This is a genomic window from Xanthomonas sp. NCPPB 3582 (genome assembly GCF_041475735.2).
In the GTDB taxonomy this organism is placed as follows: domain Bacteria; phylum Pseudomonadota; class Gammaproteobacteria; order Xanthomonadales; family Xanthomonadaceae; genus Xanthomonas; species Xanthomonas codiaei.
Map to the genome: position 1 here is coordinate 1,920,328 of NZ_CM192968.1, position 12,657 is coordinate 1,932,984.

Annotated in this window: 12 protein-coding genes; 9 read left to right on the forward strand and 3 right to left on the reverse strand. The window is 68.6% G+C overall.

What is annotated here, in order from left to right; genetic code table 11:
* Positions 1–312 precede the first annotated feature (312 nt).
* Complete coding sequence (gene asd / locus ACCQ05_RS08135) at positions 313–1,161, reverse strand: archaetidylserine decarboxylase (RefSeq protein WP_228963513.1); 849 nt, start codon at positions 1,159–1,161, stop codon at positions 313–315.
* Entirely contained in the window at positions 1,158–1,808 is a 651-nt protein-coding gene (locus ACCQ05_RS08140) for an SCO family protein (protein ID WP_104540189.1), read from the reverse strand. Before ACCQ05_RS08140 ends, asd begins: the two co-directional genes overlap by 4 nt.
* A gap of 80 nt (positions 1,809–1,888) precedes the next feature.
* Between ACCQ05_RS08140 and prmB the strand changes: the two genes are divergently transcribed.
* The 8 genes from prmB to ACCQ05_RS08180 all read left to right on the forward strand — a co-directional run bounded on the left by prmB (position 1,889) and on the right by ACCQ05_RS08180 (position 10,343).
* A complete protein-coding gene (gene prmB / locus ACCQ05_RS08145; protein WP_228963511.1) occupies positions 1,889–2,815 on the forward strand; it encodes a 50S ribosomal protein L3 N(5)-glutamine methyltransferase in 927 nt (308 codons plus the stop codon).
* A 10-nt stretch (positions 2,816–2,825) separates the two neighbouring features.
* Positions 2,826–3,929, forward strand: a complete 1,104-nt coding sequence (gene aroC, locus ACCQ05_RS08150; RefSeq protein ID WP_228963510.1) for a chorismate synthase — start codon at positions 2,826–2,828, stop codon at positions 3,927–3,929.
* Entirely contained in the window at positions 3,922–4,980 is a 1,059-nt protein-coding gene (locus ACCQ05_RS08155; protein WP_372393476.1) for a 2-hydroxyacid dehydrogenase, read from the forward strand. Before aroC ends, ACCQ05_RS08155 begins: the two co-directional genes overlap by 8 nt.
* A gap of 85 nt (positions 4,981–5,065) precedes the next feature.
* Complete coding sequence (locus ACCQ05_RS08160) at positions 5,066–6,091, forward strand: aspartate-semialdehyde dehydrogenase (protein WP_228963506.1); 1,026 nt, start codon at positions 5,066–5,068, stop codon at positions 6,089–6,091.
* Positions 6,092–6,359: 268 nt separating this feature from the next.
* Positions 6,360–8,327, forward strand: a complete 1,968-nt coding sequence (locus tag ACCQ05_RS08165) for a motility hub landmark protein FimV (RefSeq protein WP_506191546.1) — start codon at positions 6,360–6,362, stop codon at positions 8,325–8,327.
* Positions 8,324–8,707, forward strand: coding sequence for a VOC family protein (locus ACCQ05_RS08170; RefSeq protein WP_372360370.1), 384 nt, complete (start codon positions 8,324–8,326; stop codon positions 8,705–8,707). The genes ACCQ05_RS08165 and ACCQ05_RS08170 overlap by 4 nt, the downstream gene beginning before the upstream one ends.
* Before the next feature lie 197 nt (positions 8,708–8,904).
* The gene (gene truA, locus ACCQ05_RS08175; protein ID WP_104540196.1) at positions 8,905–9,678 is read left to right on the forward strand and encodes a tRNA pseudouridine(38-40) synthase TruA; all 774 of its coding nucleotides are present in this window, start codon (positions 8,905–8,907) and stop codon (positions 9,676–9,678) included.
* Complete coding sequence (locus tag ACCQ05_RS08180) at positions 9,675–10,343, forward strand: phosphoribosylanthranilate isomerase (protein ID WP_228963502.1); 669 nt, start codon at positions 9,675–9,677, stop codon at positions 10,341–10,343. Before truA ends, ACCQ05_RS08180 begins: the two co-directional genes overlap by 4 nt.
* Before the next feature lie 66 nt (positions 10,344–10,409).
* Here ACCQ05_RS08180 and ACCQ05_RS08185 read toward each other — a convergent pair whose 3' ends face one another.
* The gene (locus ACCQ05_RS08185; protein WP_228963500.1) at positions 10,410–11,321 is read right to left on the reverse strand and encodes a LysR family transcriptional regulator; all 912 of its coding nucleotides are present in this window, start codon (positions 11,319–11,321) and stop codon (positions 10,410–10,412) included.
* A gap of 107 nt (positions 11,322–11,428) precedes the next feature.
* Here ACCQ05_RS08185 and trpB point away from each other — a divergent pair, with 107 nt between their 5' ends.
* Positions 11,429–12,646 (forward strand): tryptophan synthase subunit beta, encoded by a 1,218-nt coding sequence (gene trpB / locus ACCQ05_RS08190; protein WP_228963498.1) that lies wholly within the window; start codon positions 11,429–11,431, stop codon positions 12,644–12,646.
* Positions 12,647–12,657: the final 11 nt, after the last annotated feature.

The following is a 12,657-nucleotide window of genomic DNA, read 5'->3' on the forward strand; positions in this document are numbered from 1 at the left end:
AGCAGGCCGGCGCTCCCCGTAGGAGCGGACCCGGCCGCGACGAAGCTCTCCCGACAGTTCCAATGGACCAGCGCGCGTGACATCGGAGGCTTGAAGAGGGTGCGTGGATGTCCGACGCATGGTCGGGAACGCCCGTCGCGGTCAGGCCCGCTCCTACAACGGCGAGGCTGCGTGCCGTAGGAGCGGACCCGGCCGCGACGAAGCCTTCCCGACAGTTCCAGACAAAAACGTCCAGCCGGCGAAAGACCGGAAACCACAAGGGGCCGTTGTTGTTTGCGCGACGGGCCGTGGAGAGCGGCGCCCCGCTGCGCGTCAGCCCGGCTGACGGCGCGCGAGTGCTTGGCCGAGGCGGACGGCTTTCTCGGCCGCAAGTCCACCCTCAAGCGTGGCCACGCCCGGCGGCAGCAACACGATCACGGTCGAGCCGTAGTTGAACCTGGCCATCTCCGCAAACTTCTCCAGCACGATCCCCTTGCCGCGATAATCCTTGCGCGTGATGCGATCGCCGTAGCGCGGAATCTCCACGCCGCTCCATACCGTTTCCACGCCCGACACCAGCAACGCACCCACCATCACCGAGGCCATCGGGCCGAACTCGGTATCGAAGTGGCACACCAGCCGCTCGTTGCGCGCGAACAGGCGCGGCACGTTGCGTACCGCATCCGGGCCCACGCTGAACAGCCGGCCAGGCACGTGCAAGGTTTCGCGCAAGGTGCCGGTCCACGGCATGTGCACGCGGTGGTAGTCCTTGGGCGACAGATACACGGTGGCGAACAGGCCGTTGTTGAACGGCGCTGCGGCTGCCTCGTCGCCTAGCAGCTCGGCGGCAGTGAACGACTGGCCCTTGGCCTGGAAAATGCGGCCGTTCTCGATCGGGCCGAGCTGGCTGATACGGCCATCGGCCGGCATCAGCAAGGCGGCCGGGTCGGGGTCGGGCACGCGGGCGCCGGGCTTGAGCGCGCGGGTAAAGAAGGCATTGAACGTGGGGTAGGCGCGCGGGTCCGGCTCCTGCGCCTCGCTCAGGTCCACGCCGAACTTGCGCGTCACCGTGTCGATCAGCCATTGCTTGGTGGACGGTGTCTGCGAGTACGCCAGCGCGCGCGCCATCGACGACAGCAACCGATGCGGCAGCACGTAGGTCAGGGAAGTGACGAAACTCACGGAGCGGTTACCTTGGTCAGCTGTTGGAGGTCGGCGGCGATCGCCTTCGGGTCGAGCGGGGGACGGATCAGGCCGGCCAGGCGGCCCTGCGGATCGAGCACGGCGATGCCGGCCGAATGATCCATGCTGTAGTCGTTGGGATTCTGCTCGAAGCCCTTGCCCGGCACCTTCTGGAACACGAAGCCCAGCGCGGTGGCAAAGCGCTGCAGCGCCGGTACGTCGGCGGTGGCGGCCAGGGTGTCCTTGTGGAAGGCGTGCGCGTATTCGCCCAGCCGCGCCGGCGGGTCGCGCTGCGGGTCCACCGAGACGAACAGCACCCGCGGGCGCAGGCCATCGGGAATGCTTTCCCACTGCTGCTGCGCCACCGCCAGATCGGTCAGCGTGGTCGGGCAGACATCCGGGCAGAAGGTGAAGCCCAGGAAGACCAGGGTCCAGTGGCCCTTGAGTTCACCGGGCACCAGCTGGGTGCCGTCGGACTGGCGCAGGCTGAACTGCGGCAGCGGGCGTGGCTGCGGGTAGAAGGTGATGGTGCGGGTGGGTGGCCAGGGCGAACTGGGCGTGCTGCCGAAGAACTTCTGGCCCAGCAACAGCCCCAGGCCGGCGGCCAGCGCCACCAGCAGCACGATGCCGGTATTGCGATTGAACATGGCGGTTTCCAGTGCAACGGACGCTCATGATACCGATCCGACCTCTATAATCGGGGGCCGATTCCTCTTTAGTTGTTGCCATGACTGCCGCCGCGGCCGACGAACTGCACACCATCATCGACCTGATCCGCTACGGCACCAGCCGTTTCAACGAAGCCGGTCTGACCTTCGGCCACAGCTACGACAACGCGCTGGACGAGGCCACCCAGCTGGTGTTGCACAGCCTGCACCTGCCGCACGACCTGGGCCCGGCGTATGGCCAGGCGCGGCTGCTGCGGGCGGAGAAGGAACAGGTGCTCGGCCTGTTCGAACGCCGCATCAGCGAGCGCGTGCCGGCGGCCTATCTCACCGGAGAGGCCTGGTTCGCCGGCCTGAGTTTCAAGAGCGATGCGCGCGCGCTGGTGCCGCGCTCGCCGATCGCCGAGCTGATCGAAGCCGGCTTCGAGCCGTGGCTGGGCGGGCGCGAAGTGACCCGCGCGCTGGACCTGTGCACCGGCTCGGGTTGCATCGCGATTGCGATGGGCCACTACAACCCGCAGTGGGACGTGGACGGCGTGGACATCAGCGACGAGGCGCTGGCACTGGCCGCCGAGAACAAGGCGCGCCTGCATGCCGACAATGTCAGCTTGCTCAAGTCGGACCTGTTCAACGGGCTGGGCGGCCGCCAGTACGACCTGATCGTCACCAATCCGCCCTACGTCACCAACGACGAGACCGATGCGCTGCCGCAGGAATACTCCTACGAGCCGGAACTGGGCCTGCGTGCCGGCGACGACGGCCTGGATCTGGTGCTGAAGATCCTGCGCGATGCGCCGCAGCACCTGAGCGAAGACGGCCTGCTGATCTGCGAGGTAGGCGAATCCGAGCAGCACCTGGTCAAGCTGCTGCCGGAAGTGGATCTGGCCTGGGTCGAGTTCAAGGTCGGGCAGATGGGCATCTTCGCGGTGGAGTGCCGCGAGCTGGTCGCACACCACGCGCGTATCAGCGAGCTGGCCGCGCAGCGATGAGCCTGCGCGCATGAGTGCCAATTCGTTCGGCAAGCTCTTCACCGTCACCACCTTCGGCGAGTCGCATGGGCCGGCGATCGGCTGCGTCGTCGACGGCTGCCCTCCGGGCCTGGAGCTGGCGCCGGAAGAATTCACCCACGATCTGCAGCGGCGCGCCACCGGCAAGAGCCGGCATACCTCGGCCCGACGCGAAGCGGACGAAATCGAGATCCTCTCTGGCGTCTACGAAGGCCGCACCACCGGCACGCCGATCGGGTTGCTGATCCGCAATACCGACCAGCGCAGCAAGGACTACACCAACATCGCCCAGCAGTTCCGCCCCGGCCATGCGGACTACAGCTACTGGCAGAAATACGGCATCCGCGATCCGCGCGGTGGCGGGCGCTCGTCGGCGCGCGAGACCACCATGCGCGTGGCTGCAGGCGTGATCGCCAAGAAGTGGCTCAAGCAGCGCTACGGCGTGCTGGTGCGCGGTTTCCTGTCGCAGCTGGGCCAGATCCGCCCGACCGGTTTCGACTGGGATGCGGTGGAAGACAACCCGTTCTTCTGGCCGCATGCGGCGCAGGTGCCGGAGCTGGAAACCTACATGGATGCCTTGCGCAAGTCCGGCGACTCGGTCGGTGCGCGCGTGGACGTGGTGGCCGGCGGCGTGCCGCCGGGCTGGGGCGAGCCGATCTACGGCAAGCTCGATGCCGAACTGGCCGCCGCGTTGATGAGCATCAATGCGGTCAAGGGCGTGGAGATCGGCGACGGCTTCGCCAGCGCCGCACAAAAGGGCACCGAGCACCGCGACCTGATCACCCCGGAAGGCTTTCTCAGCAACCACGCCGGCGGCATCCTCGGCGGTATCTCTACCGGCCAGGCGGTCACCGCCTCGATGGTGCTCAAGCCGACCTCCAGCCTGCGCCTGCCCGGTGCCACCGTGGATGCCGATGGCAGCGTGGTCGATGTGATCACCACCGGCCGGCACGACCCCTGCGTGGGCATCCGCGCCACCCCGATCGCCGAGGCGATGATGGCGCTGGTGCTGATGGATCAGGCGCTGCGTCACCGCGCGCAATGTGGCGACGTCGGCGAGGTGGCGCCACGGATTCCCGGACAGGTCGATGTCTGAGGCGCGTCGCGCCAGGGTGTGGGTCAGCCAGCCGTTGTTCGACGAGGTCGTCGCGCAACTGGGCGAGTATTTCGAGCTGGCCACCACCGAACGCGTCACCGCCTGGTCGCCGGCCGCGCTGGCCGCGCAGCTGGCATCGCTGGACGGCGCGCTGATCACGCTCAACGAGCGGGTCGGTGCGGCAGAAATCGCTGCGGCGCCACAGCTGCGCGCCATCGCCAACGTCGGCGTGGGCTACAACAATCTGGACATCGACGCCTTGAGTGCGGCCGGCATCCTGGCCAGCAACACGCCGGACGTGCTGACCGAAACCACTGCCGATCTCGGCTTCGCGCTGCTGATGGCCACCGCACGCCGCATCACCGAATCCGAGCGCTGGTTGCGCGATGGGCAGTGGGGGCAATGGTCGTTCAAGACCATGCTCGGCGCCGATATCCACGGCAGCACGCTCGGCATCCTGGGCATGGGCCGGATCGGGCAGGGCATCGCGCAGCGCGGCGCACACGGCTTCGGCATGCGCGTGCTCTATCACAACCGCAGCCGATTGCCGGCCGCCACCGAGCAGGCGCTGGGCGCGCAGTACGTCGATTTCGAGACGTTGCTGGCGCAGTCCGATCATCTGGTGCTGGTGTTGCCGTACAGCAAGGACTCTCACCACATCGTCGATGCCGCGGCGCTGGGCAAGATGCGCGCCACCGCTACGCTGGTGAACATCGCGCGTGGCGGGATCGTTGATGAGCTGGCGCTGGCCGATGCGCTGGCCAACGGCCGCCTGGCCGGCGCCGGCCTGGACGTCTACGAAGGCGAGCCGCGTGTGCGCCCGGAACTGCTGGCGCTGCGCAACGTGGTGCTCACCCCGCATATCGGCAGCGCCAGCCTGGCCACCCGCCGCGCCATGGTGCAGCTGGCGGTGGACAACCTGATCGCCGCCCTGGGCAAGGGCCCGCAGGCCGGGCGTCCGCCGAGCGCGCTCAATGCCGATGCGATTGCCGCTGCCAAACACGGCGGCGCGATCGTGGGCGCGCGCAAAACCGTGTCGACCAAACGATAGGGAACCTCCGCGGCCAGCTCTGGAGGTTCCCCGAACCCAGCCCGCAGTGTTCCCTTTCCATCCCCCTTTCGATAAAGACATTCTCATGAGCAACGAAAACCGTCGTTTCAACGTCGCGGTCGTGGGCGCCACCGGCGCCGTCGGCGAGACCATGCTGAGCATCCTGGCCGAGCGCAACTTCCCGGTCGCCACCCTGTACGCGCTGGCGTCCTCGCGCTCGGCGGGCGGGCAGGTCGAGTTCAACGGCGGCAAGGTCGATGTGCAGGACCTGGCCGAGTTCGACCCCACCGGCGTGGACATCGCGCTGTTCTCCGCCGGCGGCAGCGTGTCCAAGGAATATGGTCCGAAGTTCGCCGCGGCCGGTGCGGTGGTGATCGATAACTCCTCGGCCTTCCGTTACGACGACGATGTGCCGCTGGTGGTCTCCGAGGTCAATCCCGAAGCGCTCAAGCAGCGCCCGCGCGGGATCGTCGCCAATCCCAATTGCTCGACCATGCAGATGCTGGTGGCGCTGGGCCCGATTCACCGCACCTACGGCATCGAGCGCATCAACGTGGCGACCTACCAGTCGGTGTCCGGTGGCGGGCGTTCGGCGATGGAAGAACTGGGCAAGCAGACCAGCGAGTTGCTGAGCTTCCAGGACATCGACCCGCAGCGTTTCCCGGTGCAGATCGCCTTCAACCTGATCCCGCACATCGACGACTTCCAGGACAACGGCTACACCAAGGAAGAGATGAAGCTGGTCTGGGAGACCCGCAAGATCCTCGGCGACGACAGCATCCAGGTGAATCCCACCGCGGTGCGCGTGCCGGTGTTCTACGGCCACTCCGAAGCGGTGGCGATCGAGACCCGCGACAAGATCACCGTCGAACAGGCGCGCGCGCTGCTGCAAGCATCGCCCGGCGTGGAAGTGGTGGACGAGCGCAAGCCCGGCGGTTATCCGACCCCGGTCACGCATGCCTCCGGCAAGGACGCGGTGTTCGTCGGTCGCATCCGCGAAGACTTCTCGCATCCGCGCGGCCTGAACCTGTGGATAGTCTCGGACAACATCCGCAAGGGCGCCGCGCTCAATGCGGTGCAGCTGGCCGAACTGGTCGCGCAGGAGGGCTGAGCAGCGGTTCACCCGTAGGAGCGCGCCCGAGCGCGACGGGCGTTACCGATAACGCCTCGTCGCGCTCAGGCGCGCTCCTACGCTGGCGTGCGCGCACTGCCGGTCTGCATCGCGGTTGCGCCGCCGGCTGCGTGCCGCGCCATATGCCGGGCCGCATCTTGCTTGGTCCTATCGGCAGCGCGCCATTGCCGTGGGTGTCGCATGGCGGCGACTTTTTACTCAGTCAGCGGCTATATTGATGCCCATGAAACATAGGGGCAGGGGCGCGATGCGTCCGATACAAGGGATAGGTGCGTTGCTGCTGATGGCGTGCAGCGGCGCAGCCATGGCGTTGGGGCTGGGCGATATCCGGGTGCTGTCCAAGCCCGGGCAACCGCTGGTGGCAGAAATTCCGGTCATCTCCAACGAGCCGGGCGAGCTCGACAACGCACGCGTGGCGCTGGCCTCGGCCACCACCTTCGCGCGCGTCGGCCTGGAGCGGCCGCAGGGGCTGGTCAGCAACCTGCAGTTCCAGTTCGCACAGGATGCGCGCGGGCGCGCGGTGATCCGCGTGACCAGCAGCCAGCCGGTGGATCGGCCGGCGATCAATTTCTTGATCGAAGTGGAGTGGGCCCAGGGCCGCCTGGTGCGCGAATACGCCGCACTGGTGGATGCGCCCAATACCGCTGCAGCCATTGCCGAGCCGGCCATCGACGCGCCGCAGGCCGGCGCCAGCAACACCATCGCCCGCGAACCCGCTGCCGCACCCGTGGCGGCAGGCGAGCGCAGCGGCACCGATGGCGGCGGCGCCGCGCCCTCTGCGCGCCCTGCGGCCGGTGCGCCCGCGGCCACGCAGGCCGCCGGCGATACGCTGCCGGCGGTGCGCGCGGGCCAGACCCTGTCCGAAATCGCCGCATCCGTGGCGCGCTCCAGCGGGCACTCGCTGGATCAGGCCATGCTGGCGCTGTTGCGCACCAATCCGGATGCCTTCATCAACGGCAACATCAACCGCCTCAAGCAGGGCGCAGTCCTGCGCACGCCGCAGGAAGATGCATTGGCGCAGGTCGGTGCAGCAGAAGCGGCGGTGATGGTGCGCGAGCAGGCCGCGCAGTGGCGGCAGGAGCGTTCGGCCATTCCGCAGCCGGCCGACGCCGGTGCCGCGGCCGCAGCGACGCCGGCCCCGGCGAAACCTGCCGCATCCGCCGCCGCCGGCAATGGCGCGCGGCTCGAAATCGCCCCGGCAGTGGCGAGTCAGACCAACACCGCCGGCGCCACGTCCGGCACCAGTGCCGAAGGCGAGGGCGAGATGGCGGCCAACCAACAGTTGCAACAGGCCAAGGAAGACATCGCCACCCGCGATGCGGAACTACAGGACCTGCGCTCGCGCGTGGCCGATCTGGAAAAGCTCAAGCAGCAGCAGCAAGCCTTGATCGCGATGAAGGACACCGACCTGGCTGCGGCGCAGAAGCGCCTGGCCGAGGCGCCGCAGGCCGCACCGCAAGGCGGCGGCTTCCCGCTGTGGTTGATCGGTGGCCTGGTGCTGATCGTGGCAGCGGTGGTCGCGTGGCTGGCCGCACGGCGCCGCAAGCCATCGCCGCTGCCGCCGTTGCCCCGGCGCCAGTTCGACTTCATGCCGCCGGCCGCGGCGGTCGCTGCCGACCCCGCGCAGGACGACGCGCCGGCCACCGAGCCCAGCGAGCGCGAGGTGCTGCACGAGACCGAGTTCGAACAGGCCGATCTGCGCGAAGACGAGCGTCCTCACGAGCCGCAGCCGCCGTTGTCGGAAGTGCTGCGCCGCGAACCGCAGTGGGCCGAACCGGTGGCTGCGCCCGTGGTGGTCAACAGCGACGAATGGCGCGCGCTGCGTGCCGCCCCGCCGGCGACGCTGGCCGAACCCGAGCCGGCAGATCGGCCATCCGAGACGCAGCGCGATGCCGCGCATGCAACGTTCGCCGAGCCTGCGCCAGTGGCCACTGGCGTCGATGAGAGCCGCGTGGAGCCGGACCAGGCTGTGCAATACCAGGCGCCGCAAAGCCAGCTGGATTTCGATCCGGCACCGGTAACCCCGGTGGCCGCGCCGAATCCGGTTGCCGCCCGGCAATTCGCCTCGGCCGGACGCGATCGCCTGGAACTGGCGGTGGCCTACATGGACCTGGGCGACAAGGACACCGCGCGCGGCCTGCTGCTGGAGGTCGCCGCCAGCGGCGACGACGCCACCCGCGCCGAAGCGGCCCAGCTGCTGGAGCGTCTGGCATGAGTCCGGCTATGGACAGCATGGCCGTGCGCGAGCGCCGTATCGATTACGTGGAGTTCGGCTCCACCGACCCGGATGCCAGCCGTGCCTTTTTCGAGGCCGTGTTCGGCTGGCAGTTCCAGGCCTATGGGCCGGATTACCTGGCTTTCAACGACGGCCGCCTGGACGGTGGCTTCTACCGCACTGCGGTCCCGGCCCCTGCCGAGGGTGGCCCGCTGGTGGTGCTGTATGCCGACGATCTGGCGCCGATGCTCGAACGCGTGCGCGCGGCCGGCGGCGAGATCGTCAAGCCGGTGTTCGGTTTCCCGGGTGGCAGCCGGTTCCATTTCCGTGAGCCTGGCGGTTCCCCGCTGGCGGTGTGGTCCGAGCGATCCGCCGCATAGGGCAGGCCGTTGTGGTGCCGCGCCGGTGGAGTGGCCAGGCATGCGTGCCGACCGAGGCGTGGTGGGGATGCCGAGGCCGGCCGCCTGGCATCGCATGCGCCGTTGCCGAGAATTGAATTGCTGCGCACCGATGCCGGTCAGCGCGCGTTTGCCGCCGGTGCGGCACGTTTCCCGATCGAACACACAGGCAGGTACCGATGCGTTACGCGCTGGGCGTGGAATATGACGGCAGCGACTTCCAGGGCTGGCAGCAGCTGGGCGAACACGGCGGGCCGAGCGTGCAGGCCAGCCTGCAGGCGGCCTTGTCGTCGGTGGCCGATGCGCCGATCCAGGTGGTGTGTGCCGGCCGCACCGATGCCGGGGTCCACGGGCAATGCCAGGTGGTGCACTTCGACAGCGATGCGCGGCGCGAGCCGCGAGGCTGGATGCTGGGTACCACCGCGCGGCTTCCCGCGTCGATCGCAGTGCGCTGGTGCGTGCCGGCTGCCGACGATTTCCATGCGCGCTTTTCCGCGCGCGCGCGGCGCTACCGCTACCGTTTGCTGAATCGCCAGATCCGTCCGGCCCTGCATCGGCAGACCCTGAGTTGGGAACGTCGCCCGCTCGACGCCGAGGCCATGCATGTGGCCGCACAGGCGCTGCTGGGCGAGAACGATTTCAGCGCGTTTCGCAGCGTGCAATGCCAGGCGCTGCACGCACGTCGCAACCTGCAGGCGATCAGCGTGCGGCGCGATGGCGAGGTGGTGGAAGTGGAGGTCCAGGCCAATGCATTCCTTCATCACATGGTGCGGAATATTGTTGGCTCGCTGATGTTGGTCGGGTCCGGCGAGCAGCCGGTCGACTGGATCGCGACGTTGCTGGCCGGACGCGACCGCACGGTCGCCGGCCCGACGGCGCCGCCACAAGGCCTGGTGTTTATCGGGCCTCTGTATCCTGCAGAGTGGCATCTGCCTGCCGAGGTGACCCAATGAATCGATCGCTGTACCGCACCCGTATCAAGTTCTGCGGCATGACCCGCGCCGGTGATATCCGACTGGCCGGGGAACTGGGTGTGGACGCGGTAGGTTTCATCTTCGCGCACGGCAGCCCGCGCCGCGTGGCGCCGGCCGAAGCGCGCGCGATGCGCCAGGCCACGGCGCCGATGGTCGATGTGGTGGCCTTGTTCCGCAACAATTCCAAGGAAGAAGTGCGCGAGGTGGTGCGCACCGTGCGCCCGACCCTGCTGCAATTCCACGGCGAGGAGGACGACGCGTTCTGCCGCAGCTTCAACCTGCCGTATCTCAAGGCGGTGCCGATGGGGAGCGCCGGCGTCAACGGCGAGGAGGCCAACGCACGCACCTTGCAGCTGGCCTATCCCAACACCGCCGGCTTCCTGTTCGACAGCCACGCGCCGGGTGCCGGTGGCGGCACCGGCAAGACCTTCGACTGGTCGCGCCTGCCCACCGGCCTGCACCGTCCGTTCCTGCTCGCAGGCGGCATCACTGCCGACAATGTGTTCGATGCCATCGTCGCCACCTTGCCGTGGGGCGTGGATGTGTCCAGCGGCGTCGAGCTGGCACCTGGCATCAAGGACGGCCACAAGATGCGCAAGTTCGTTGAGGAAGTGCGCCGCGCCGATTGCCACGAGTTGGGGTGAATCGGGAATCGGGATTGGGGAATCGAGGGGCGGTGAGCGCTGCTGGTCGATAGCTTCGATGGCAGCTCAGGTGCCCGATGACTCTTGCTGATCTTCGGCAAGTGCGCTGCGCAGCCAGTTGGCCAGTCGCTCGATGCGCGGGTCCGGGTTGCGTCTTGCGGCGCAGAGCACCCAGCGTCCGTTGGTCGGGGTGAATCCCCACGGGGCCAGCAGGCGCCCGGCCGCCATGTCCGCGGCCACCAGCGGTTGCGGGGCGATCGCCACGCCCAGGCCGGCGGCGGCGGCCTCCAGCAGATAGACCAGGTGTTCGAATTCGGTGCCCGGGCGCAAGGTGTCGGGCGCCATGCCGTATGCCTGCGCCCATTCCGGCCATGCCTGCGGGCGCGAGCGGGTGTGCAGCACCGGGTGATCGCGCAGGGCCGTGGGGCCGTGGCGATCGAGCTGCAGGCTCGCAGCCAGCTGCGGGCTCAGTACCGGGCCGATCCATTCCACGCCGAGCTCGTGCACCTGCCACTCGCCCGGCCAGGGGGGCGACTCCAGCAACAGGGCCGCGTCCAGGCCGTCCAGGTCCGGGCCGGGCGGTTGCTCGTTGGCGGACAGGTGCAGGCGCAGGTCGGGCAGGTCGCGTTGCAGCCGGCCCAGGCGCGGAATGACCCAGCGCGCCAGCAGGCTGCCCGAGCACCCCAGCACCAGCGGCGCCTCGCTGGCCGGGTGGCGCAGCGCCGCCCAGGCATCGCCGATCAGGGCGAAGCCTTCGCCGGTGGCGTCGCGCAAGCGTGTCCCGGCGGCGGTGAGGACCAGGCCGCGGCCCTGGCGGGCGAACAAGGCCGTGCCCAGCGCCTGTTCCAGCGCACGCACATGGCGGCTGATGGCGCCATGGGTCACGTGCAGCTCCTGCGCAGCCCGGCTGACGCTCTGCAGGCGGGCGGCGGCCTCGAAGGCGCGCAGGGCGGCCAGCGGCGGGAGCGAGACCATCATGTGTGAGTCCAGATCACAGGTTGCGGCCATCTTATCGATTTATCGCGCTGCCGGCCTGCGGTAGAGTTGCGGCTTCGCGTATGACCGCATTGCTGCAGAGGATTTCCATGTCGGCCCAGCCCATCAGTGACTTTTACGCCTATCCGGATGCCGCCGGCCATTTCGGCAGGTTCGGCGGCCGCTTCGTCGCCGAAACCCTGATCGGCCCACTGCAGGAATTGGCCGCCGCCTACGACCAGGCGCGCCAGGACCCGGCATTCATCGCTGCCTACGACAAGGACCTCAAGCACTACGTGGGCCGTCCCAGCCCGATCTACCATGCCGAGCGGCTCAGCCGCGAAGTGGGCGGGGCGCAGATCCTGCTCAAGCGCGAAGACCTGAACCACACCGGCGCGCACAAGATCAACAACACCATCGGCCAGGCCCTGCTGGCCAGCCGCATGGGCAAGACCCGCATCATCGCCGAGACCGGCGCCGGCCAGCACGGCGTGGCCAGTGCCACGGTGGCGGCGCGGCTGGGCCTGGAGTGCGTGGTCTATATGGGCGCCACCGACATCGAGCGGCAGAAGATCAACGTCTACCGCATGAAGCTGCTGGGCGCGACGGTGATTCCGGTGACTTCCGGCTCGGCCACGCTCAAGGATGCGCTCAACGAAGCGATGCGCGACTGGGTCACCAACGTGCGCGACACCTTCTACATCATCGGCACCGTGGCCGGCCCGGACCCGTATCCGCGCATGGTGCGCGACTTCAACGCCATCGTCGGCCGCGAAGCGCGCGAGCAGATGCTGCAGGACTACGGCCGGCTGCCGGATGCGATCAGCGCCTGCGTCGGCGGCGGCAGCAATGCCATCGGCCTGTTCCACGCCTTTCTCAACGACCCCGGCGTCAGGATCTACGGTGCCGAGGCGGCGGGCGACGGCATCGCCACCGGCCGCCATGCGGCGTCGATCGCTGCCGGGCGCCCCGGCGTGCTGCACGGCAACCGCACCTACGTGATCTGCGACGACGACGGCCAGATCATCGAGACCCATTCGATCTCCGCCGGGCTGGATTACCCGGGCGTTGGCCCGGAGCACGCGTTCCTGTCCGACAGCGGTCGCGCGGTGTATCAGGGCATCACCGACGACGAGGCGATGGCGGCCTTCCATCTGCTCGCGCATACCGAAGGCATCCTGGCCGCGCTCGAATCCAGCCATGCGGTGGCGCAGTCGATCAAGCTGGCCCGCGAACTGCCCAAGGATGCGTTGGTGCTGTGCAACCTGTCCGGGCGTGGCGACAAGGACGTGCACACCATCGCCGCGCGCGAAGGGCTGGCGCTGTGATCCAACGGCGC